Source organism: Mycolicibacterium gilvum, from assembly GCF_900454025.1.
GTDB classification, from domain to species: domain Bacteria; phylum Actinomycetota; class Actinomycetes; order Mycobacteriales; family Mycobacteriaceae; genus Mycobacterium; species Mycobacterium gilvum.
Genome location: NZ_UGQM01000001.1, coordinates 1,674,921 through 1,695,923 on the forward strand (window position 1 = coordinate 1,674,921; position 21,003 = coordinate 1,695,923).

Below are 21,003 nucleotides of genomic sequence, written 5' to 3' on the forward strand. Positions count from 1 at the left end.
ACACCGCCGCCGGCTCAATTCATCGCTGAGGCGAACCGTTCGCGGAGTTCACGTTTGAGGAGCTTCCCGCTGGGGTTCTTGGGAAGCTCGGCGACGGTGAAGATCTGCTTGGGTGTCTTGAACCCCGCGAGCCGGGACCGGCAGTGCGCGATGACCGCGTCGGGATCGAGCACCCGTCCTTCCCTCGGGACCACCGCCGCGACGACGGCCTCGACCCACACGGGGTGGGGCAGTCCGAAGACGGCGGCCTCCTGCACATCGTCGTGCTGATAGAGGACTTCCTCGACCTCGCGGCTGGCGACGTTCTCGCCCCCGGACTTGATCATGTCCTTCTTGCGGTCCACCACGTGCAGCAGCCCGAACTCGTCGTAGTAGCCGAGATCCCCGGAGTGGAACCAGTCCCCGCGGAAGGCCTCGGCGGTGCGTTGCGGATCGTCGAGGTAGCCGACCATCAGATGTGGGCTGCGGTGGGCGATCTCGCCGACGGTGCCCGGTGGCACCGGATTGTCGGAGTCGTCGAGGATCGCGGTCTCCACGTTGACCGCGGGGCGTCCGGCCGCGCCGCCGTGCCGGTCCTGCTCGTCGGGTCCCAACGAGGAAGCGAGCGGCGCGATCTCGGTCTGGCCGTAGAAGTTCCACAGGGAGACGTTCGGGAGCCGGTCACGAAGCTCGTGCAGGATCTCGCGTGGCATCGCCGACGCGCCGTAATAGCCCTTGCGCAGGCTCGTCAGGTCGTACCGGTCGAACGCCGGGCAGCGCAGCAGCGCGATCCACACCGTGGGTGGTGCGAAGAAATTCGTCACCTGCTCGGCTTCGATCGTGCGCAGGATGGCCTCGGGGTCCGGGCCGGGCAGGATGATGCTGGTCGCACCGAGGTACACGTCGGTGATCAGGAAATTGTCCAGCTGTGCGCAGTGGTAGAGCGGCATCGAATGTATCTCGACATCCTCGCCCGACATCGATCCGGCGACGATGCTGCTGATGTACTGCCACATCAGGCTGCGGCTGGTGTGCATCACGCCTTTGGGTCGCGATTCGGTTCCGCTGGTGTACATCAGCCGCAGGACGTCGTCATCGGCGATCTCCACCGGGGGTGCCGGGGTGGCGGCCGACTGCGACCAGTCCGCGTAATCCTGCCAGCCCGCGGGAACCGGATCGCCGGAGGTGATCGCGATGCGGGTGGCTACCGCGCAGTCCTCGCCGGCCGCAGCCATCGCCTCGTCGGCGACCGGCACCAGAGCGGTTTCGACGACGAAGCCGGTGACCTTGCTGTGCCCGAGGATGAAGGCGATCTCGTCAGGGCCCAGCATGAAGTTGACGGGCACCATGACCACCCCGGCACGCGCGGTGGCGAAGGTCAGCACCGCGTACTGCCAACAGTTGTGCGAAAGCAGTGCGATGCGGTCGCCCTTGCCGAAACCGCTGTCGCGCAACGCCGATGCGACGTGGTCGACGTGGGCGTCGAGTTCGGCGAAGGTCAGCCGGGTGGTCCCGTCCACGATGGCGAGCTTGTGCGGGTGGCGGCGTGCCGACCTGCGGGGGATGTCGCCGACGGTCTGACTGCGCACCCGTCTGATCTGAGCCGCCAGAAGGTCCTCAGGCACGGGTGGCCTCCTTTGCCGAAGGTGATCTGTCGAGGCGCAGGTCGCGGCCGATGATCTCGCGCATGATCTCCGACGTGCCGCCGTACACGCGGGTGATCCGCGCATCGATGGCTACTCTGGCGATCGGATACTCCCGCATGTACCCGTAGCCACCGAACAGCTGCTGGCAGGCGTCGAGGCACCGGAACTCGGTTTCGCTCGCCCAGAGTTTCGCCATCGCGGCGTCGGCGGCGGTGAGGCGGCCCTCGTTGAGCTCGATCACACAGTTGTCGATGAACGCCTGCGTCACGGCGAGCTGGGTGGCGACGTCGGCCAGGCTGAATCGCGTGTTCTGCAGCGCGCCGATCGGCTTGCCGAACGCCGTGCGTTCCCGGACGTAGGTCACCGTCCAGTCCAGCGCCGCCCGGATCCGGCCCAGGGAGCCCACCGCGATCTGCATGCGCTCCTGGGCCAGGTTGCGCATCATGTGCGCGAAGCCGTCACCGACCTCCCCGAGGACGTTCTCCTTGGGCACCTTGACGTCGGTGAAGGTCAACTCCGAGGTGTCCTGACAGTGCAGGCCGAGCTTGTCGAGGTTGCGCCCCCGCTCGAATCCGTCGAGCCCGCGCTCCATCACCAGCAGGGTGAGGCCCCGGTGCCGGTCCGGTGAGGTGCGCACCGCGGTGATGACGAGATCGGCGTTCTGCCCGTTGGTGATGAACGTCTTGGCGCCGTTGACCAGGAAGTGGTCGCCCTTGTCGACGGCCGAGGTCCGGATTCCGCTGAGGTCCGACCCGGCACCGGGCTCGGTCATCCCGATCGCGGCGATCAACCGGCCGCTGACGAAGCCCGGCAGCCACCGCTTCTTCTGTTCGGGTGTGGTCAGATCGGCCAGATAGGGCAGGCAGATGTCGTTGTGGACGGCGAAGCTGAGTCCGACCCCGCCGCAGCCGGCGTCCATGAACCGCTCGACGAGGATCTGGTTGTACCGGAAGTCGGCGGTTCCGACGCCGCCGTACTGCTCGGGTGCGGCGAACCCGAGCAGTCCGAGCGCTCCGGCCTCGGTGAACACGTCGCGGGGGATGATCCCGGCGTCCTCCCACGCCTCGTAGTGCGGCGCAACGGCTTTCGCGGCGAAGTCCCGGGCGAGTTCGCCGAAGGCGAGATGGTCGTCGGTGTAATGCACCCGTCTCATGGGGTCACAGGCTAGCCAGCGTGCCCGCTCCGGACAGTGAGCCGTCCCGGTCAGCGGCCCGTCTCCCACTGAGCAGACAAGGTACTGCTGCGACCACCGGATCTGCGGCGATACTCGCTGCCATGACCGCTGCCCCCGAAACGGCCTCAGCATCCCGCTACGACCCCGCGGAGCTACGCGCCAACCTCATGCAGGCCGACGCGGGTGTGCTGGTCTGTGTGCTCGCGCAACTGACCGGCGACGCCGGCGTCGTCGACAGATTCGGCCCGCTCATCGAACATGTGGCGGACCCACCGGAACGCATCGGCGTCACCGATGAGCAGACCCGGTCCGCACTGGCCGATGTGATCATCGCGGCATTGGACGCGCCGGCGACAGATGCCGCCGAGAAGGTCACCGACCGCGAATTCTTTGCGCTGCTGCTGAGTACGGGTCTGGGATCCGAGGTCGACGACGAGCAGGTCGACCTGCTGCTGGAGCAGGGCGGTTTCCGGCCGTCGGCGCCGACGCTGCCGCGCACCGTGGCCATTCCCGACACCACCACGATGGCGATCATCGGGGCCGGCATCGCCGGCATCGCGGTCGCCCTCGCCGCCGCGGAGGAGGGCGTGTCGTTCGAGATCTTCGACCGCAACCACGAGGTCGGCGGAACGTGGCTGACCACCACCTACCCGGGGATCGGTGTCGACACCCCGTCGGCGTACTACTCGCTCTCGCGCGAGGTGAACCCGAACTGGACGAACTACTACCCCCAAGGGGCGGAGTACCAGGACTATCTCGTCGCGCTGGCCGACAAGCACCAACTGCGTGAGCACATCCGGTTCGGCACCGAGGTCGAGGCGCTGTGGTGGGACGAGGAGCGGGGCCAGTGGCAGATCCACACCGTGGGTGCCGACGGCACGCGGTCGGTCAGCCACGCCGGCGTCGTCGTGACCGCGGCGGGATACCTGAACCGCCCACGGTGGCCCGACGTCAAAGGCCGTGACACCTTCGCCGGCGTGAGTGTGCATTCGGCCCAATGGGATTCGTCGCTGGATCTGACCGGCAAGAAGGTCGCGGTCATCGGAGCCGGATGCACCGCCGTGCAGATCGTCGACGCCTGTGTCGACGAGGTCGAGCATCTGACGGTCTTCCAGCGCCAACCTCACTGGGTCGCACCGCGCAAGCGGCCCTCCGACGACGTTCCCGAACACCGGCGCTACCTGGGGAAGCATCTGCCGTACTACGCGAACTGGCACCGGCTGAAGTCCTACTGGGCGACCGCGGACAACAACTACCCGGTCATCCTGCAGGATCCGCAGTGGGCGGCCGAGCACCTGTCGATCTCCCCGGCCAACGACGTGCTGCTGCAGCTGTGCCGGGAATACATCGACCGGACCTTCGGTGCCGGAAGCGAACTCGCGAAGAAGGTGACACCGGACTTCGCGCCGTACGGCAAGCGGATCATTCGGGACCCGGGCGGCTACTACGCCGCGTTGACCCGTGACCACGTCGACGTCGAGGCGAGCGAACCCGCAGAGATCAATGCCCGCGGCATCGTCACCGCCGACGGCCGACAGATCGACCTCGACGTCATCATCTATGCCACCGGCTACCATCTCGACTTCCTGTCCACCGTCGACATCCGCGGTCGCGACGGCCGGAAGCTCTCCGAGGAGTGGGGTGACAGTCCGCGCGCCTACCGCGGCGGGACCGTGCCGGGCTTCCCGAACCTCTTCATCACCTCCGCACCGAACTACAGCCCGGGACACGGTGCGGGAGCGAACTTCTCGATGGAGGTGCTGGCGCACTACATCATCGAGTGCCTGCAACTGATGGCGCTGCGCGGTGCAACGACCATGGAGGTCACCCGGGAGGCCTACGAGAACTACGTGGCCGGCATCGACGAGGCCATGAGCCGCACCGTGTGGTGCCACACGCCCAACGCCCACACCTACTACCGGTCGAGTTCGGGTCGCGTCGTGGTGTCCACCCCGTTCCGGCTGGTGGACCTCTGGCAGCAGCACCGCGCACCGATCGAGGAAGACTTCACACTGCGATGACAGGATTGCTCACCGGAAGAACCGCTCTGGTCACCGGAAGTAGCCGCGGGATCGGCAGGGCCATCGCGCAACGGCTGGCCGCCGAAGGCGCCACCGTCGCGGTCACCGCCCGCGCCCACCAGCCCTCGGAATCCGTGCGTGCCGGGGTGAGCGCCGCGCTGCCGGGCACCATCGACGAGACGATCGCGCTGATCGAGCAGTCGGGTGGCACCGCCTTCGGGCTGGCGGCCGACCTGGAGAACAGCGAAGACCGCGCCGCCCTGGTGGATCGCGTCGTGGAACGCACCGGCCGGCTCGACATCCTGGTCAACAACGCCGGATTCGCCGATTACTCGGTGGTGGCCGACATGTCGATGGACACGTTCGAACGGACCGTCGAGCACTATGTCCGCACACCGTTCGTCCTGACACAGGCGGCGGTCCCGCACATGAAGACCCAGGGGCAGGGCTGGATCGTCAACATCGGATCGGTGACCGGACTGGCGCCCGCGCGCCCGTACCGGGAGTACAACAAGACCTCGGGCGACGTGATCTACGCATCGATGAAGGCCGCGCTGCACCGTTTCACCCAGGGTGTCGCGGCCGAGTTGCTCGATGCCGACATCGCGGTCAATGCCGTCGGGCCGTCCAGCGCGGTGCGTACTCCCGGTGCGGCAGCGTTGATTCCGGACAGCTTCCCGACCGAACCCGTGGAGTACCTCGCGGAGACCGTGCTGGCGATGTGCCATCGACCGGCGGCCGAACGCACCGGCCTGGTCGCATTCAGCCTGCATTACCCGTGGTCGCAGAAGCTGCCGGTGCATTCGCTGGACGGGGCGACGGTTCTTCCGCCGCTGGAACCGCCCGCCACGGCCAACCCGAACATCCTGCCCGCCGGGCTCTGAGGCTGCGCAGTCAGTCCAGGACCGGGGCGGGCAGCGCGCAGAAGCTGTGGCAGACCCGATCTCTGATGATCACGTCGGTGGTCTCCGGGTCGAACCACCGATCCACCACGGCCCAGTGGATGGGGTGCATCAGGTACGGGCCCATCAGCCCAGCCTCGTCGGTGAACTGCTGCTCGAACACATGCGTCCACCCGGCGTCACCGGTCGGATCCTGCGCGCGGCTGAGCTGCCAGGCCGTGATCGAGCGTACGTAGCGCGGCATCAGGCGCAGCTCGTCCTCGAACCTGGCGACGACACTCGGCTCGGTGCCGGGCAGGACGCGCAGCAGCAGCGTCCGGTACACACCGGACGGGCCGGGATGGCCGCGCTGCGGACGACCCGGGTACTCCGCGCCGTTGACCCTGGTGATCGCGCTGTCCTGCAGCGCACCTTCGAAATCTGCTGTGTGGCAACGCCACTCGTCCTCATCCTGGAAGCGCAGGTGGACGAGGACGTCGCCCCCGTTGCGGGACCCGGGCAGCGTCGGCTCGACCACGGTCCGGTGCGCTCCGGTGCGGGCTGCCGCGGCCCGGACGTCTCGCAAGACGCGGTCACGCTCGGGTTCGGCGACGTCGAGCAGTCGGATGACGCTATACATCGCACAGCCCGTCGACATGCGCCGCGACGGCGGCCACGCTGCGCTGCCGCTCGCTGATGAACTCGCCGACGCTGTCCCACCACAGGCCCAGCGTCGGGTCCGGCCTGCCCTTCCACGTCATCTCCCACCATGCCTGCGGGCCGGACAGCACCCAGGTGGCGGTGACGATGTTGGGCTGGTCCTCGAACCAGATCGGGGGACTGACGAGGATGTCGCGCAGCACCATCCCCCGGGTGAGCGCCCCGGGCGCGTACTCGGCCAGGTATCTGTCGACGAACTTCCTGGCGCAGCCGGGCCGGGTGATCACCCGGTCGACGACGAAGACCTCGGCCATGCCGTGAGGGTAGGCACCAGAGAATCCGGCCTCACGATCCGTTCCCGGCCATCGGGATACCGCCATTGACCGCGCAGCGGCACGGGGACAGCCTGGTGCGGTGAGCCCGAACCCGCCCGAACCCTTCAGTCCCGTCTCCCTGGGGCCGGTGACCCTGCGGAACCGGGTGATCAAGGCCGCCACGTCGGAGGGACGGTCACCGCACGGCCTGGTCACCGACGACCTGATCGCGTTCCACCGGGCGTTCGCCGACGGCGGCGTCGGGATGACCACGGTGGCGTACTGCTGCGTATCGCCGCAGGGGGCGAGTGCGCCGGGACAGATCGTGATGAACGAGGCGGCACTGCCGGGGCTGCGACGCCTGACCGAGTCCGTTCACGAGGGGGGAGCGGCGATCTCGGCGCAGCTCGGCCATGCCGGCGTGGTCGCTCCGAAGAAGCTCACCGGTGTGACCGCGGTGGCGCCGAGCCGATTCGTCAACCCGACCTCGTTCGCCTACTGCCGTCAGATCACCCGTGACGAGATCCGTTCCGTGACAGCGCAATTCGCCGCCGCTGCGCAGATCGCCGTCGACGCGGGATTTGACGCCGTCGAGCTGCATTTCGGGCATCTCTACCTCCCGAGTTCTTTCCTGAGTCCGCTGATCAACCGCCGCAAGGACGACTACGGCGGGTCCATCGACAACCGGTCCAGGTTCGTCCGCGAGATCGCCGCGCGCGTGCGCGACACCGTCGGCGGACGGATCGCGGTGATCGCCAAGCTCGACATGGACGACGGCCTGCCCGGCAGCATCTGGATCGACGAGGCGCTGCGGACCGCGCAACTGCTCGATTCCGACGCGACGCTCGACGCCCTCGAACTGACCCAGGGTTCGTCGGTGTACAAACCGATGTACCTGTTCCGCGGCGATGTCCCGGTGCGTGAGTTCGCCACCGTGATGCCGCCTGCGATGAGGCCTGCGGTGCGGCTGGTCGGCAAGCAGACGATGGGCGTGTATCCGTACCAGGACCTGTACATGCTCGACGCGGCGCGGCAGTTCGTTCCGGTGATGCGCAACACCAAACTCGTTCTGCTGGGCGGTATCACCGAGCGCAGCCACATCGAGACCGGGTTGCGGGAGGGTTTCGACTTCGTCGCGATGGGTCGCGCGCTGCTGCGGGAGCCGGACCTGGTGAACAGGATTCAGTCCGATCCGAGCACCCGCAGCCGGTGCACCCACAACAACAAGTGCATGGTCACGGTCTTCGGCCGGACCCACTGTGTGCTCGACCCCGATCAGCGCTACGGGGGTGTCTCACCCGTGCAACAGCGCGGTGAGCTCCTGGCATGACCGCGCGCGCGCCTCATGGGCGATGTCGAGCATCGGCATCGTCATGAAACCGTGGACGGCGCCGTCGAATTCGCACCGGACGACCGGCACGCCCGCGTCGGTGAGCGCCTGCGCGTAGGCCACCGCCTCGTCGCGCAACGGATCGTGTCCCGTCATCACCATGACGGCGGGCGGAAGACCGGTGAGCTCGCCGTGCAGGGGTGATGCGTAAGGGTGCTGCCGGTCCGACAACGCGGGCACGTACTGGTCCCAGTACCACCTCAGCGCCGGCTCCGGATTGTAGAAGCCGTGTCCGAACAGCCGGTAGGACTCGGTGTCGAAGTCCGCCGCGATCACCGGATACAACAACAGCTGTGCCCGCAGGGCCGGACCGCCCCGGTCACGGGCCATCAGCGCCGTCACCGCCGCAAGATTGCCGCCGGCGCTGTCGCCACCCACCGCGATCCGGGCCGGGTCGACGCCGAGTGCGTCCGCATCGCCGGACACCCACCGGGTGACCGCGTACATGTCCTCGGCGGCAGTCGGCCAGCGATGCTCGGGCGCCAACCGGTAGCCGACCGAGATCACCACCGCACCAAGCCGATTGCTGAGGTTGCGGCATAGCCCGTCATGGCTGTCGAGGTCGCAGAACACGAACCCGCCGCCGTGAGCGAACACCAGGGCGGGCAACGGCGCGGGGCCGGCGGGCCGGTACACCCGGACGGGCACCTCCCCGTCGTCGACCGGAACCGCCATGTCGTGCACCGAATGCACCGGCTCGGGCTCCGCCGCGGGCGTGAACCGGGAGCGGATCGTGGCCCGCGCCTGCGCGCCGGTCATCGTGTGGACCGCCGGGAAGCCGCCGTCGAGCGCGTCGATCAGGGCGGCGATCTGAGGGTCGAGCCTCACGCGTACTGCAGGGCGTCGTTGCGGACGGCAACGGGTCGCGCCGCGGGGCCACCGCGCAGCGGGCGCAGCGGTTGCAGGGTCGGGGTGACCCGTGCGGGACCGTCCTCGGCGTTGCGCCAGATGCCCATCGCGGTGACCCGCACCGGGGCGGCCAACCGCTCGAAGGCCATCCGGTTCATCGGTCCGCACACCGAGACCGCGGCCACAGCCTCCCCGGGCCTGCCGATGGCCGCGGCGACACATCCGAAGCCGGGCAGCGATTCCTCGCGCTCATAGGCCACGCCGTGCGCGCGGACCTTCGCGAGCTCGGCGGCCAGCTGGGCCGCGGTGCCGATGGAGTACTTGGTCATGCGTGACTGCAGATCCACGTCGACATCGTCGTTGAAGGCCAGCATGGCCTTGCCGACCGCGGTGCAGTGCGCGGGCTGACGTCCGCCGACCCGGGTCGGGATGGCCGAGGCCATTCCGTCGCCGATCTTGTCCAGGTACACGACGTCGGAGCCGTCCAGCACGGCGAGGTGGACGACCAGCCCCGTCGCGCGATGGAGATCGTGCAGCAGCGGGGTGGCTGCGCGGTGTACCCGATCCTGGTGCACGGCAAGCGAACCGAGCTCGACGAGGCGCATGCCGAGTTCGTAGTCCCGTCCGGTGCGACGCAGCCAGCGCAGCTGCACCAGGCGCTCCAGCATGCGGTGTGCGGACGAGCGGGGGAGGCCGGTGCGACGGACGATCTGGGCCAGCGTGAGACGTCCGGGACCGTCGAAGGCGTCGAGGACGAGGGACACGCGATCGATGACCGCGCTGGGGGTTTCGACAGGTGTCGTCATGATGCCTCCGTGGCTGCTCGTACTAGCAGGTATATGACTACTAGTCATATACCTGTTTGTACCATATGGTTGTGCGCGCTGTCACACGAACCGGTGAAGCGTCATCTCTGACACCTCACGACCGGTGGCCCCACCGGTCGATGGCCGGTGGGGCTGAGGAAGGGACGGGGTCAGTGCGTGGCGGTGCGTCCCGCGCGGCGGCCGTAGAAGCTGCCGTCGCCCAGAGAGATGCCGCTCGCGTATCCCCACGCCGCCAGGCCGGCCGCGCACCGTCCCGCGGCGTACAGCCCGGGGATCGGGTGGCCGTCGACGTGCAGCACTTCGGCGTCGAGTGTCGTGTGCAGCCCGCCGAGGGTGAAACCGCCGGTGCTCTCCCGGAGGTCGATCGCACCGAGCGGGGCACCGATGGGCCGGACCCACTGCGTCTTCTTGCCCAGGAGCGGGTCCTCGCCGCGGACGGCGGCGTCGTTGTACGCCGTGACGGTGGACTGCAACGAGCCCGGCGGCAGGCCGATTTCCGACTCCAGGTCCGCGACGCTGTCGGCCACCCACGTCGCCGGCCGCATCATCAGCCGCGGCGACAGCGACGCCATCGCCTCATCCTGGGCGTCACCGTCGATGATCAGGTACGCGGTGTTGTTCTGGTGATACAGGGTCAGTTGCCCGATGCGGCCGGGATAGGTGTCCTCGGCCACGTAGCGCTGCCCGCGCTCGTTGACCAGGATGCCGCGGACCAGCTGCTGGGGATCGATGAAGATCGCGACCTCGGTGGCGTCCATGTGGGCCAGGTCGGCGCCGAGCGCCTGGGCCATCCGGATCGCCTGGCCGTCATGTTGTTCCACCGACGCTGCGGGGCGGCCGGCGATGCGCGGCGCGTACTGGGCCACCATCGCGTCGTTGTAGGCGAAGCTGCCCATCGCCAGCACCACTCCGCGGCGCGCCCGGATGAAGACATCGGTCCCGTACTGCCGCGCCCGGATCCCCACGACCCGGCCGTCGTCGACGACGAGTGCCTGCACCCGCACGTCGTAGCGGGCCCGCGCCCCCGCGGCGGTGGCCGTCTCGACGAGCGGCTTCATCAGCATGAAGCCGGCGCTGGCCTCGCCCTGCTTCTTGTTCTGCATCTGGGGGACGTGGCCGCGAGGCACCGGCGTCGCGATGGTGTTGAACGGGTAGGAGTTCTCTCCGCCGCTGTACATCAGCCCCTGGTCGCCCATCGGCTCCCAGCCCGGCTCGTCGAAGAACTCGGGTTTGAACACCACCCCGCATCCGACCAGCCAGTCGTAGTGCGCGACGCTGTTTTCGCAGTAGTCGGCGATGCGCCTCTCGTCCGCCCCGGGCCCCAGCGCCGTATTCAGGAAGGCGGCCATATTGACGGCCGAATCATCGAACCCGCAGGCCTTCTGGGTGGCGGTGCCGCCGCCGAGATAGATGAAGCCGCCGGCCATCGCGGCCGCGCCGCCCCAGGATCCGGTGCGCTCCAGCACCAGCGCGTCGGCACCGGCGCGGGAGGCCTCGACCGCCGCCGCGGCACCCGCGATGCCGTAGCCGGCGATCACCACGTCGGCCTCGTCGTCCCAAGAGGAGACCGACGACGCCGGTATCGGAGCGACGCTCACGGCTGCATGGCTATGGGCAGATCGGTGACCCACTCGTGGCCCCAGTAGCTGTCTGCGGTGATCTCCTCGGCGGTGTAGGAGGATTCGTCGACCAGCATGCCCTCGGTGCCCAACTCGATGTCCCAGTCGCCGGGCGCACGGACGTAGAACGACACCATCTTGTCGTTGGTGTGCCTGCCCAGCGTCGACGACAACTGGAAGCCGTCCTTGTGCACCCGGTCCAGCGCCTGCCCGACGGCATCCAGCGTGTCGACCTCGACCATCAGGTGGACCAGCTTCGGGTCCCGGACGGTCGCCGCAGGGCAGATGGCCAGGCTGTGGTGCCGCTGATTGACACCGAGGAAGCGCACCCGCACGGGGCCGTACTCGGGCGGTGTGGGCACGCGGAACGCGCCGCGGGACTTGAAGCCGAGCACCTGCGTGTAGAAGTCGAACAGTCCGTTGACGTCCAGGGCCGGGATCACCACGTGGCCCAGACCCTGTGCGCCAGTGACGAATCGCGCGCCGTACGGCGTCACGACGGGGCTATGGTCGAGTACCGCACCGTGGAACACCTCCAAAGAGTTGCCGGCGGGATCCTCGAAAGCGATGACCTCCTCGACCCGTCGGGCGTCGGCTTCGGCAAGCGAAAGCTCCTTGAAGGGTGTGCCGGCAGCGTCGAGAGCACGCATGACCGCTTCCAGGCCGCGACGGTCACGAACCTCCCAGCCCGCGGTGACGATGCGGTCCACGTCGCCGGGCACCACGATGATGCGCGCGGCGCGTTCGTCCATCCGGAGGTACAACGCGTCCGGTTCCGGGCCGGAGCCCTGCGCGAAACCCAGCACGCCGAAGGCGAACTGGCGCCAGCGGGGAAGATCGGTGGCCTGGACCTTGACATAGCCCAGGCTCTTGATGTCGCTCACGTGGATCTCCTAGATCATCGCCCGCAGGGGACCCTGCGGATCCACGCCGAGCGAACTCAACGCCGACGCGTGGTACACGGTGCCGGGCACGTGGATCGCGTGCGCGACGCCGGCGTGCGCATCGCGCCAGTAGCGTTGCAGCGGCTTGTCCATCCGTAGTGCGTTGCCGCCGGAGCGGGCGAAGATCTGATCGACTGCGGCGACAGCCCGCCACACCGCCTTGATCTGCGAACGGCGCACTGCAGCACGGGTTTCGAACGTGACCTCGCGGCCTGAGTCGACGATGTCGTAGACCCTGTCGACGTTGGACAGCAGAGTGTTGCGGGAGGCCTCGATCTCGGCTGCGGCGTCGCCGATGGCGTACATCACGTACGGATCGTCCTTGATCGCCGTTCCGTTGGCGCCCACCCGCTCGCGCTGGTAATCGAGGTGCGCGGCGAGCGCCCCTTCGCAGATGCCGATGGTGGCCGAGCTGATGCCGAGCGGGAACATCGTCGACCACGGCATCTTGTACAGCGGTTCGGTCATGCCCGCCTCGATCTGCGCGCTGCCGTCCATCACCTTCATGCCGTCCATCGTGCGATAGGTCGGGACGAAGGCGCCGTCGACGATGACGTCCTTGGAGCCGGTGCCGCGCAGGCCCACGACATCCCAGGAGTCGTCGACGATCTGGTAGTCCTTCCGGGGCAGGATCATGTGCAGCATCTGCGGCGGCATCAGCGGAACGCCCTTCGCGTCACCGACCATGGCGCCCAGGATGATCCAGTCGCACGCGTCGGTGCCCGAGCTGAACTGCCAGCGGCCCGTGAAGATGTAGCCGCCGTCGGTCGGTACCGCCACGCCTTGGGGGGCGTACGGCGACGCCACCCAGGTGTCGATGTCGTCGGCCCAGATCTCCTCGCCCACCTTGGGATCGGCGTAGGCCAGCTGGTAGGGATGCACCCCGACCACGCCGTTGACCCAGCCCGCGGCCGGGTCCAGCGCGGCGGTCGCCATGACGGTCTCGGCGAACTCGCGGGGGTGCACTTCCAGGCCGCCGTGCTTCTTGGGTTGCAGCAGCCGGATGGACCCGATGGACTTCATGCTCTTGACCGTCGCATCGGGCAGCTTGCCCAGCTTCTCGGCTTCGACAGCCTGTTCCTTGAATTGACCTGCCAGCTCGTTCAGCCGGTCGAGTACGCGCTCGCTCATCTTCGCAGAATTCCTCACTGTGTGGCTGTGACCATCGTCGCGCGCCCGCGCCGCGCAGTCCCGGGATTGTCCCGATCAGCGGGTCGCTCAGTACTCGACGGCGATGTCGTCGTCGACCGGGCGAGCCTGGCACGCGAGCACCAGGCCGTCGGCGAGATCGGCCTCGTCGAGGATGTCGCACGTGTCCATCGACACCTCGCCCGACGTCACGGTGGTCACGCAGGATCCGCAGTGGCCTTCCCGGCATGAGTACGGCACGGCGATGCCGGCCTCGAGCATGATCTCGACCAGCGTCTTGTCCCGGGGCCATCGCAGCTCATGATGGTCACCGTCGAGATCGATGCGCACGGTCGCCGCGCCCTCGGTGACGCGTTCGGCAGACGACATGGCGCCGAGTGTGGCCCGGCGGGCCGGAGCGCGGATACCGGGCGTCCGGTGACCGGGAAGAATGCCGGTGGTCGGGCATCTGCCAACTACGGTTGGCGCCGTGAGCAATTCGGCAGATGCGGGTGTCGTCGACGCGGTCGTGGTGGGAGCGGGCTTCGCGGGCCTGTACGCACTGCACAAGCTGCGGTCTCAGGGTCTGGTCGTGCGGGTCTTCGAGGCTGCCCCCGAGGTCGGCGGCACCTGGTACTTCAACCGCTATCCGGGCGCGCGGTGCGATGTGGAGAGCGTCGACTACAGCTACTCGTTCTCCGACGAGCTGGAGCAGGAATGGACCTGGACGGAGAAGTACGCCACCCAGGGCGAGATCCTCCGGTACATCAACTGGGTCGCCGACAAGCTCGACCTGCGTCCCGGGATCACTTTCGACACGAGGGTCGTCTCGGCGACGCTCGACGAGAAGACCCTGCGATGGACGGTCGTCACCGATGCCGGGGAGACCGTCACGGCACGCTTCGTGATCATGGCCACCGGGCCGCTGTCGGCCGCGCTCACCCCGGCCTTCCCCGGACTGGACACCTTCGCCGGCGAGGTCTACCACACGGCGCACTGGCCTCACGAGCCCGTCGACTTCAGCAGCAAACGCGTCGCCGTGATCGGCACGGGATCCTCGGGGATCCAGTCGATTCCGCTGATCGCCGAGCAGGCCGAACAGCTCTACGTGTTCCAGCGGACACCGAACTACAGTGTGCCCGCGGGCAACCGGACCCTGACCGAATCCGATGTGGCCGAGGTCAAGTCGAACTACGCCGAGCGGCGTGCGATGTCGTGGCGCAGCGGCGGCGGTTCACCCCACGTCGCGCACCCGAAGCTGACCATGGAGGCGACCGCCGAAGAACGGCGTGCCGCTTTCGAGCGGCGGTGGGAGCTGGGCGGTGTGCTGTTCTCGAAGACCTTCAGCGACCAGATGATCGACCCGGTCGCCAACGACGAGGCCCGCAGGTTCTACGAGGAGAAGGTGCGCGCCGTCATCGACGACCCCGAGGTCGCCGATCTGCTGATCCCGAACGACCACCCGATCGGGACCAAGCGGATCTGCACCGATACGAACTACTTTCAGACGTTCAACCGCCCCAATGTGCGGTTGATCAGCGTCCGCAGGACGCCCATCGAGTCGATCGACGCCACCGGTATCACCACCTCGGACGCGCATTACGACATCGACGCGCTGGTGCTGGCGACCGGCTTCGACGCGATGACCGGCGCTCTGGCCAAGATCGACATCGTCGGACGCGGGGGACAGAGTCTGCGGGAGGACTGGGCGGAGGGCCCCCGGACCTATCTCGGCCTGGGAGTCGACGGATTCCCCAACCTTTTCCTGGTGTCCGGACCGGGGGCGCCGGCGGTACTGGCCAACATGGTGCTGCACGCCGAGGCGCACGTGAACTGGATCGCCGACGCGATCACCCATCTGGACAGCCACGGCCACACGGCGCTGGAAGCCACGGCCGAGTCGGTGGACAACTGGATCGCCGAGTGCAACCGGCGCGCCGAGGCGACGTTGTTCCCACGGGCGAACTCCTGGTACATGGGCGCGAATGTGCCTGGGAAACCACGGGTCTTCATGTTGTTCATCGGCGGCTTCGGTGTCTACCTGGACATCTGCGCCGAGGTCGCCGCGGCGGGGTACAAGGGTTTCCAGATCCTCGACGCGTCCTAGGGGCGCATGCCCCTGAGTCGCTTGATCATCTCGTGGGAACCGAGTACCACCGCCGCGCGGTCCGGGGCACTACTGCGTGCGGCACGTTCGGCGTTGCCACCCGCGATGAAGACGGGTCCGTCGGCAATGTGGCGCAACCCCTCACGGGCGACGTCGGCGGGGTCGTTGACGATGATGCCCGGCGCGTCGAAATTCACGCCGGCCCGCTCCATCGCCGGGGTGCGGGTGACACCGAGAACCAGTTCCAGCACGTCGACCCCGTGCTCCCGCAGTTCGAGCCAGAGGCTCTCGGCGAACACCCGGCTGAACGCCTTGGCCCCCGCGTACACCGAGTGGCGCTCGGCGCCCATGTACCCCGACAACGATCCCACCAGTACGATGCCGCCTCGGGACATGGCGGCCATGCGACGCCCGAAATGCTGTGTGAGTTCCAGCATCCGGGTGGTGTTCAGATCGATGACCTTGCCGAACTCGCTCAGCTCGGCATCGAGGAACCGCTCGTTGCACGTGCTCGCGCCGGCGTTGTAGATCAGCAGTCCGACCTCGACGTCGGACGTCGCGTCGACGATGCGCGACGTGGAATCGGCATCCAGCAGATCCAGGGCGATCGTGCGGACCTGCGCTCCGAGCCGGCGGCACTCCTGCGCCGTCTCGTCGAGCGGTTGGGGTTTACGCGCGATCAGGACGAGGTTGGCGCCGTCCTCTGCGAGTGCCTTCGCGAATTCCGCGCCCACGCCCTCGGACCCGCCCGCGATGACCGCCCACGGGCCGTACTTCGTCACATCCACTCCGGCACCGCCTGTGCTCACCCGGCCATCTAACCAACGGCGGCCCCCGGACGCTATAACGGTACGGTGCGCATCGGACTGTCGACACCCGTCGTCGTGCAAACCCCGGCAGCGGCCAGTCCCTGGGAAGCCGGGGCGGGCATCTGTGACATCGCTCGCATCGCCGAAACCGCCGACGACCTCGGGTTCGACTACCTGACCTGTTCGGAGCACGTCGCGGTACCGGTCGGGGACGCAGCCGTCCGCGGCGCGACGTACTGGGATCCGCTGGCCACGCTCGGTTTTCTGGCAGCGCGGACCGCCCGCATCCGGCTGGCGACCTCGGTGCTCGTCCTGGGCTACCACCACCCCCTGGAGATCGCCAAGCGGTACGGGACCCTCGACCGGGTCAGCGGCGGCAGGCTGATCCTGGGCGTCGGAGTCGGCTCGCTGCAGCCCGAGTTCGACCTTCTCGGCGCCCCCTGGGAGGAGCGCGGCGCCCGCGCCGACGATGCGATCCGCGCGCTGCGGTCGTCGCTGTCGGTGGCCGAACCGTCCTACGACGGCGACTTCTACACGTTCGGCGGGATGGTCGTCGAGCCACACGCCGAACAACCCCGAGTGCCCATCTGGGTCGGGGGACGGAGCAGGCGTTCGCTGCGCCGGGCCGTCGGACTGGCCGACGGATGGATGCCGTTCGGCCTGCGGACCATGCAGATCGCGGACATGCTGGCGACCGTCGACATCCCCGACGGCTTCGACATCGTGTTGCCCGCCGGCCCACTCGACCCTCGCGAACCCTCCGGATGCCTGACCCGGTTGCGGGCCTTACGCGACGTCGGCGCCACCGCGGTCACGTGCTCGGTGGCCGCGGACTCGACCGACCACTACTGCGCGCAGCTCGCCTCGCTACGGGGAATCGTCGATGAGCTGTGACCTGAAGGGAGACCCCGATGGGTTCTGACCGAGGAGACCTCGAAGCACGCCTGCAGCAAGTCGAGGACCGATTGCGCGTCGTCGAGGACGAACGTGACATCGCGCGCCTGATCGCGACCTACGGCCCGAGCGTGGACGCCGCGGATGCTGTTGCGGCCGCGGCGCTCTGGAGTGCCGACGGTGTCTACGACGTCGAAGGTCTGCGGATGTCGGGTCGCGACGAGATCGCGGCGATGGTGAGGTCGGGAGGGCATCGCCGGTTGGTGGACAACGGTTGCGCCCATTTCCTCGGCCCCGCCGTGGTGACGGTCCGAGGTGACGATGCGGTGGCCCTGTGCGAGTCCCTGGTGGTGCTGCGCGCCGCCGAGGGCTACGCCGAACGGGAAAGCGGCGCAACAGCCGAGCGGCTACCGGCGCCGGGTTACGTCGTCTGGCGAGCGGCGGCCAACCACTTCCGGCTGCGCCGGGTCGACGGCGACTGGCGGATCACCGAACGTACGAGTCGCCTGCTCGACGGGAACGCGGCCGCCCACGCACTACTCAGGGCCGGGGCCGCCGGAGACGTGGTCAGAGCCGAACCAGCGTGAACGGGTAGGTGAACGCGCCACCCGGGGCTCCGTCGCAGCCGCGTGCGAACGAGGACGTCATCGTCCCCTGCAAGGTCGTCGCGTCCCATTCGTAGACGTCGTGGGTCGGGACGACGGGGCCGTAATACACGTTCCCGCAACGGAGTCCGTCAGGGACATCCACGGCGAGGGTGTATCTGCCGTCGACCAGGCGGGCATCGCCGCTGTACTCGAACGCTTTCGCGGTCGGCATCGGGATCGCCTTGATCTGGGCGCAGTCGGCGGCGGCCGGGATGCAGTAGGTCACCGCCCAGGTCCAGGTGTGAAAGTCGTAGCGGCCCTGGATGTTCAGGGAGTAGTTGGCGAAGAACGGTTCGGCGTGGGCCGGTGCGGACGTGAGCGCCGCGGCCGTCAGGAGAACCGCAGCCGCGGCTGCGCGCATTGTCATGAGTGAGCTCCGTGAGTGTGACGACGGTGAGGGCTACATGTGGGATCCGCCGTCGATGCGGACCTCCGTGCCGGTGATGAAGTAGGCGTCGCTGCTGCCCAGCATCGCCACCACCCCGGCGACAGCGTCCGGTGCGGCGAAGATGGCGCCGCCGTCGAGCGGCAGCATGGGCGCGACCTTGCCGAAGAGCGCATAGTCGGCGTCCTCGGGCAGGCCCGGTCCCACACTCTGACGTGAGGCGCCGGTTCCGTCGGTCATTCCCGACGAGATCGAGCCGGGCTGAACGCAATTGAATCGGATGCCCGCCTTGGCGAACTCCAGCGCCCACGCATGCGTAATCGCCAGCACCCCGCCCTTGGACGCGGCGTAGGCGGCCATGTAGGGATGCGCGAAATGCGCCGAGGTGGAGCTGAAGTTGACCACCGCGGGACCCCGGCCCCCGCGCAGCGCCGCCAGGGACTCGCGGGTCACCAGGAACGTCCCGATCAGATTGATGCGCAACACCTGCTCGAAGTCGGCGAGCGTGGTGTCGGCCAGATGCGCAGACCGCAGGATCCCGGCGGCGTTGACCAGAGTGTCCAGACCGCCCAGCGTGTCGATCGCCTGGGCGACCCCGGACGTCACCGACGCCTCGTCGCCGACGTCCATCGCGACCGTCGTCAGGTTCGCCGCCAGGTCCCCGGCCTTGTCCACGGTGTCGGCCAGGCCGTCTGCGCTGATGTCGGCGGCCGCCACCCGGCCGCCCTCGGCCAGAATGCGCAGCGCGCAGGCCTGTCCGATCCCGGAACCGCCGCCGGTGATCAGCACCCGGCGGTCGGAATAGCGCACCAGGGCGGACAACCCTGCGGGGGTAGAGGACACAACGCACTCCTGTCGGTTCGATCCGGTCGCGCTCGAGTGTGACACCGGGCGACCACGTTCATGGGTCATCGCGGCGAAGTGCCCGGCGCTTCCCGGTGGATGGGACGGGGTGTGTCGTGCGCCACGCCCAGCTGTCAACGTGTGTCTCGCTGCAGTGGCGGCGGTTTTTCAGTCGGTATCGAGAAGGGTTCGGCGGCACATGGTGAACGAAGCCGCGGACCGCTGGTCCACCGGACTACCGGGGCTGCGCAGCGGTGTCTCGACTCCGATGCAGGGCATCGGAGGGCTGCTGTCGATGTCGGCCGACGCGGTGAAGTTCCTGTTCCGGCGGCCGTTCCAGACCAGCGAATTCCTGCTGCAGTCCTGGTTCGTCGCACGGGTGTCGCTGGCGCCGACGCTGCTCGTGGCGATCCCGTTCACCGTCCTGGTCAGCTTCACCCTGAACATCCTGCTCAGCGAACTCGGTGCCGCCGACCTGTCGGGAGCCGGGGCCGCGTTCGGCGCCGTCACCCAGGTCGGCCCGATGGTCACGGTCCTCATCGTCGCCGGGGCGGGAGCCACCGCGATGTGCGCCGACCTCGGCTCGCGGACCATCCGCGAGGAGATCGACGCACTGGAGGTGCTCGGTATCAACCCGGTGCAACGGCTGGTCACCCCGCGCATGCTCGCGTCCGGTCTGGTGGCCCTGCTGCTCAACAGCCTGGTCGTGATCATCGGAATCGTCGGCGGCTACGTGTTCTCGATCTTCGTCCAGGGTGTGAACCCGGGCGCGTTCGCTGCGGGGATCACCTTGCTGACCGGCGTGCCCGAGGTGATCATCTCGTGCGTCAAGGCAGCGCTGTTCGGTCTGATCGCCGGGTTGGTGGCGTGCTACCGCGGCCTGAGCATCAGCACCGGCGGTGCGAAAGCGGTGGGCAACGCGGTCAACGAGACCGTCGTCTACGCGTTCATGGCGCTGTTCGTGGTCAACGTCGTCGTCACGGCGATCGGCATCCAGATGACGTCGGGCTAGGCGGCGATGGTGGCGATACGCACACTGCACCCCCAACTGGTCCGGCGGCTCGGCCGGCCGGTGGACACGCTCGGCGGGATCGGGGAGCACACCGCGTTCTACGGCCGGGCGCTCGCCGGCGTTCCGCACGCCGTGGTGCACTACCGGCGCGAGATCATCCGGCTGGTCGCCGAGATCAGTATGGGGGCAGGCACTCTGGCGATGATCGGCGGAACGGTCGTCATCGTCGGCTTCCTGACCCTGGCAGCGGGCGGCACCCTGGCCGTGCAGGGTTACAGCTCGCTCGGCGACATCGGTATCGAGGCGCTGACGGGCTTCCTCGCCGCGTTCATCAACGTGCGAATCTCCGCGCCGGTGGTGGCGGGTATCGGGCTGGCGGCGACGTTCGGTGCGGGCGTGACCGCGCAACTGGGTGCGATGCGCATCAACGAGGAGATCGACGCGCTGGAGACCATGGGCATCCGTCCGGTCGAGTACCTGGTGAGCACCCGCATCGTGGCCGGCATGATCGCGATCGCGCCGCTGTACTCGATCGCGGTGATCCTGTCCTTCCTGGCGAGCAAGCTGACGACCGTGGTGCTGTTCGGGCAGTCGGCCGGCCTGTACAACCACTACTTCACCACCTTCCTGAACCCGCGAGACCTGCTGTGGTCGTTCCTGCAGGCGATCCTGATGGCAATGGCGGTTCTGTTGGTGCACACCTACTTCGGATACTTCGCCGGCGGCGGGCCCTCGGGGGTCGGAGTCGCGGTCGGCAACGCAGTCCGGACGTCCCTGATCGTCGTCATCTCGGTGACGCTGCTCGTGTCCCTGGCCGTCTACGGCGCCAACGGCAACTTCAACCTGTCTGGATAGCGGGTACCTCAACTGTGTC

At 68.2% G+C, this 21,003-nt stretch carries 21 protein-coding genes; 8 read left to right on the forward strand and 13 right to left on the reverse strand.

Annotated elements, in window-relative coordinates:
* Positions 1-14 precede the first annotated feature (14 nt).
* Positions 15-1,604 carry an acyl-CoA synthetase gene (locus DYE23_RS07930; protein WP_013472419.1) on the reverse strand — a complete coding sequence of 530 codons (1,590 nt, stop codon included), beginning with the start codon at positions 1,602-1,604 and terminating at the stop codon, positions 15-17.
* Positions 1,597-2,778 (reverse strand): acyl-CoA dehydrogenase family protein, encoded by a 1,182-nt coding sequence (locus DYE23_RS07935; RefSeq protein ID WP_115326943.1) that lies wholly within the window; start codon positions 2,776-2,778, stop codon positions 1,597-1,599. The genes DYE23_RS07930 and DYE23_RS07935 overlap by 8 nt, the downstream gene beginning before the upstream one ends.
* A 122-nt stretch (positions 2,779-2,900) precedes the next feature.
* Between DYE23_RS07935 and DYE23_RS07940 the strand changes: the two genes are divergently transcribed.
* Both DYE23_RS07940 and DYE23_RS07945 read left to right on the forward strand, forming a co-directional pair.
* Positions 2,901-4,820 (forward strand): flavin-containing monooxygenase, encoded by a 1,920-nt coding sequence (locus DYE23_RS07940; protein WP_115326944.1) that lies wholly within the window; start codon positions 2,901-2,903, stop codon positions 4,818-4,820.
* Positions 4,817-5,704: an SDR family NAD(P)-dependent oxidoreductase gene (locus tag DYE23_RS07945; protein WP_115326945.1), complete on the forward strand. Its 888-nt coding sequence runs from the start codon at positions 4,817-4,819 to the stop codon at positions 5,702-5,704. Before DYE23_RS07940 ends, DYE23_RS07945 begins: the two co-directional genes overlap by 4 nt.
* A 10-nt stretch (positions 5,705-5,714) precedes the next feature.
* Here DYE23_RS07945 and DYE23_RS07950 read toward each other — a convergent pair whose 3' ends face one another.
* Positions 5,715-6,341, reverse strand: coding sequence for a Dabb family protein (locus tag DYE23_RS07950; protein ID WP_115326946.1), 627 nt, complete (start codon positions 6,339-6,341; stop codon positions 5,715-5,717).
* On the reverse strand, positions 6,334-6,675 hold the full coding sequence (locus DYE23_RS07955) for a hypothetical protein (RefSeq protein WP_115326947.1): 342 nt from the start codon (positions 6,673-6,675) through the stop codon (positions 6,334-6,336). The genes DYE23_RS07950 and DYE23_RS07955 overlap by 8 nt, the downstream gene beginning before the upstream one ends.
* A 100-nt stretch (positions 6,676-6,775) precedes the next feature.
* On the opposite strand from DYE23_RS07955, the gene DYE23_RS07960 reads away from it, so the two are divergent.
* Positions 6,776-8,005, forward strand: a complete 1,230-nt coding sequence (locus DYE23_RS07960) for an NADH:flavin oxidoreductase (protein WP_115326948.1) — start codon at positions 6,776-6,778, stop codon at positions 8,003-8,005.
* Here the strand turns inward: DYE23_RS07960 and lipP1 are convergent.
* The 6 genes from lipP1 to DYE23_RS07990 form a co-directional block, all read right to left on the reverse strand.
* On the reverse strand, positions 7,970-8,893 hold the full coding sequence (gene lipP1 / locus DYE23_RS07965) for a LipP1 family hormone-sensitive lipase (RefSeq protein WP_115326949.1): 924 nt from the start codon (positions 8,891-8,893) through the stop codon (positions 7,970-7,972). The two genes, DYE23_RS07960 and lipP1, sit on opposite strands and share 36 nt — an antisense overlap.
* Positions 8,890-9,720 carry an IclR family transcriptional regulator gene (locus DYE23_RS07970; protein ID WP_011895393.1) on the reverse strand — a complete coding sequence of 277 codons (831 nt, stop codon included), beginning with the start codon at positions 9,718-9,720 and terminating at the stop codon, positions 8,890-8,892. The genes lipP1 and DYE23_RS07970 overlap by 4 nt, the downstream gene beginning before the upstream one ends.
* A 170-nt stretch (positions 9,721-9,890) precedes the next feature.
* Positions 9,891-11,339, reverse strand: coding sequence for an FAD-dependent oxidoreductase (locus DYE23_RS07975; protein ID WP_115326950.1), 1,449 nt, complete (start codon positions 11,337-11,339; stop codon positions 9,891-9,893).
* On the reverse strand, positions 11,336-12,244 hold the full coding sequence (bphC, locus tag DYE23_RS07980; RefSeq protein ID WP_011895391.1) for a biphenyl-2,3-diol 1,2-dioxygenase: 909 nt from the start codon (positions 12,242-12,244) through the stop codon (positions 11,336-11,338). The genes DYE23_RS07975 and bphC overlap by 4 nt, the downstream gene beginning before the upstream one ends.
* A 9-nt stretch (positions 12,245-12,253) precedes the next feature.
* Entirely contained in the window at positions 12,254-13,435 is a 1,182-nt protein-coding gene (locus DYE23_RS07985; protein ID WP_011895390.1) for an acyl-CoA dehydrogenase family protein, read from the reverse strand.
* 87 nt (positions 13,436-13,522) lie between these two features.
* Positions 13,523-13,822 (reverse strand): 2Fe-2S iron-sulfur cluster-binding protein, encoded by a 300-nt coding sequence (locus DYE23_RS07990; protein WP_099961123.1) that lies wholly within the window; start codon positions 13,820-13,822, stop codon positions 13,523-13,525.
* Positions 13,823-13,922: 100 nt separating this feature from the next.
* On the opposite strand from DYE23_RS07990, the gene DYE23_RS07995 reads away from it, so the two are divergent.
* Complete coding sequence (locus DYE23_RS07995) at positions 13,923-15,539, forward strand: flavin-containing monooxygenase (RefSeq protein WP_172527730.1); 1,617 nt, start codon at positions 13,923-13,925, stop codon at positions 15,537-15,539.
* On the opposite strand, the gene DYE23_RS08000 is transcribed toward DYE23_RS07995, so the two are convergent.
* On the reverse strand, positions 15,536-16,348 hold the full coding sequence (locus DYE23_RS08000) for an SDR family NAD(P)-dependent oxidoreductase (protein WP_235660351.1): 813 nt from the start codon (positions 16,346-16,348) through the stop codon (positions 15,536-15,538). The two genes, DYE23_RS07995 and DYE23_RS08000, sit on opposite strands and share 4 nt — an antisense overlap.
* A gap of 45 nt (positions 16,349-16,393) precedes the next feature.
* On the opposite strand from DYE23_RS08000, the gene DYE23_RS08005 reads away from it, so the two are divergent.
* On the forward strand, positions 16,394-17,242 hold the full coding sequence (locus tag DYE23_RS08005; protein ID WP_013472408.1) for a TIGR03619 family F420-dependent LLM class oxidoreductase: 849 nt from the start codon (positions 16,394-16,396) through the stop codon (positions 17,240-17,242).
* A 17-nt stretch (positions 17,243-17,259) separates the two neighbouring features.
* Positions 17,260-17,829, forward strand: a complete 570-nt coding sequence (locus tag DYE23_RS08010; RefSeq protein ID WP_013472407.1) for a nuclear transport factor 2 family protein — start codon at positions 17,260-17,262, stop codon at positions 17,827-17,829.
* Here the strand turns inward: DYE23_RS08010 and DYE23_RS08015 are convergent.
* Both DYE23_RS08015 and DYE23_RS08020 read right to left on the reverse strand, forming a co-directional pair.
* Positions 17,810-18,256 carry a hypothetical protein gene (locus tag DYE23_RS08015; protein ID WP_013472406.1) on the reverse strand — a complete coding sequence of 149 codons (447 nt, stop codon included), beginning with the start codon at positions 18,254-18,256 and terminating at the stop codon, positions 17,810-17,812. The two genes, DYE23_RS08010 and DYE23_RS08015, sit on opposite strands and share 20 nt — an antisense overlap.
* A 33-nt stretch (positions 18,257-18,289) precedes the next feature.
* Positions 18,290-19,117 (reverse strand): SDR family NAD(P)-dependent oxidoreductase, encoded by an 828-nt coding sequence (locus tag DYE23_RS08020; RefSeq protein WP_235660352.1) that lies wholly within the window; start codon positions 19,115-19,117, stop codon positions 18,290-18,292.
* Between the two features lie 199 nt (positions 19,118-19,316).
* Here DYE23_RS08020 and DYE23_RS08025 point away from each other — a divergent pair, with 199 nt between their 5' ends.
* Entirely contained in the window at positions 19,317-20,129 is an 813-nt protein-coding gene (locus DYE23_RS08025) for an MlaE family ABC transporter permease (protein ID WP_013472404.1), read from the forward strand.
* A 6-nt stretch (positions 20,130-20,135) separates the two neighbouring features.
* Positions 20,136-20,984 (forward strand): MlaE family ABC transporter permease, encoded by an 849-nt coding sequence (locus DYE23_RS08030; RefSeq protein ID WP_011895381.1) that lies wholly within the window; start codon positions 20,136-20,138, stop codon positions 20,982-20,984.
* Positions 20,985-21,003 lie beyond the last annotated feature (19 nt).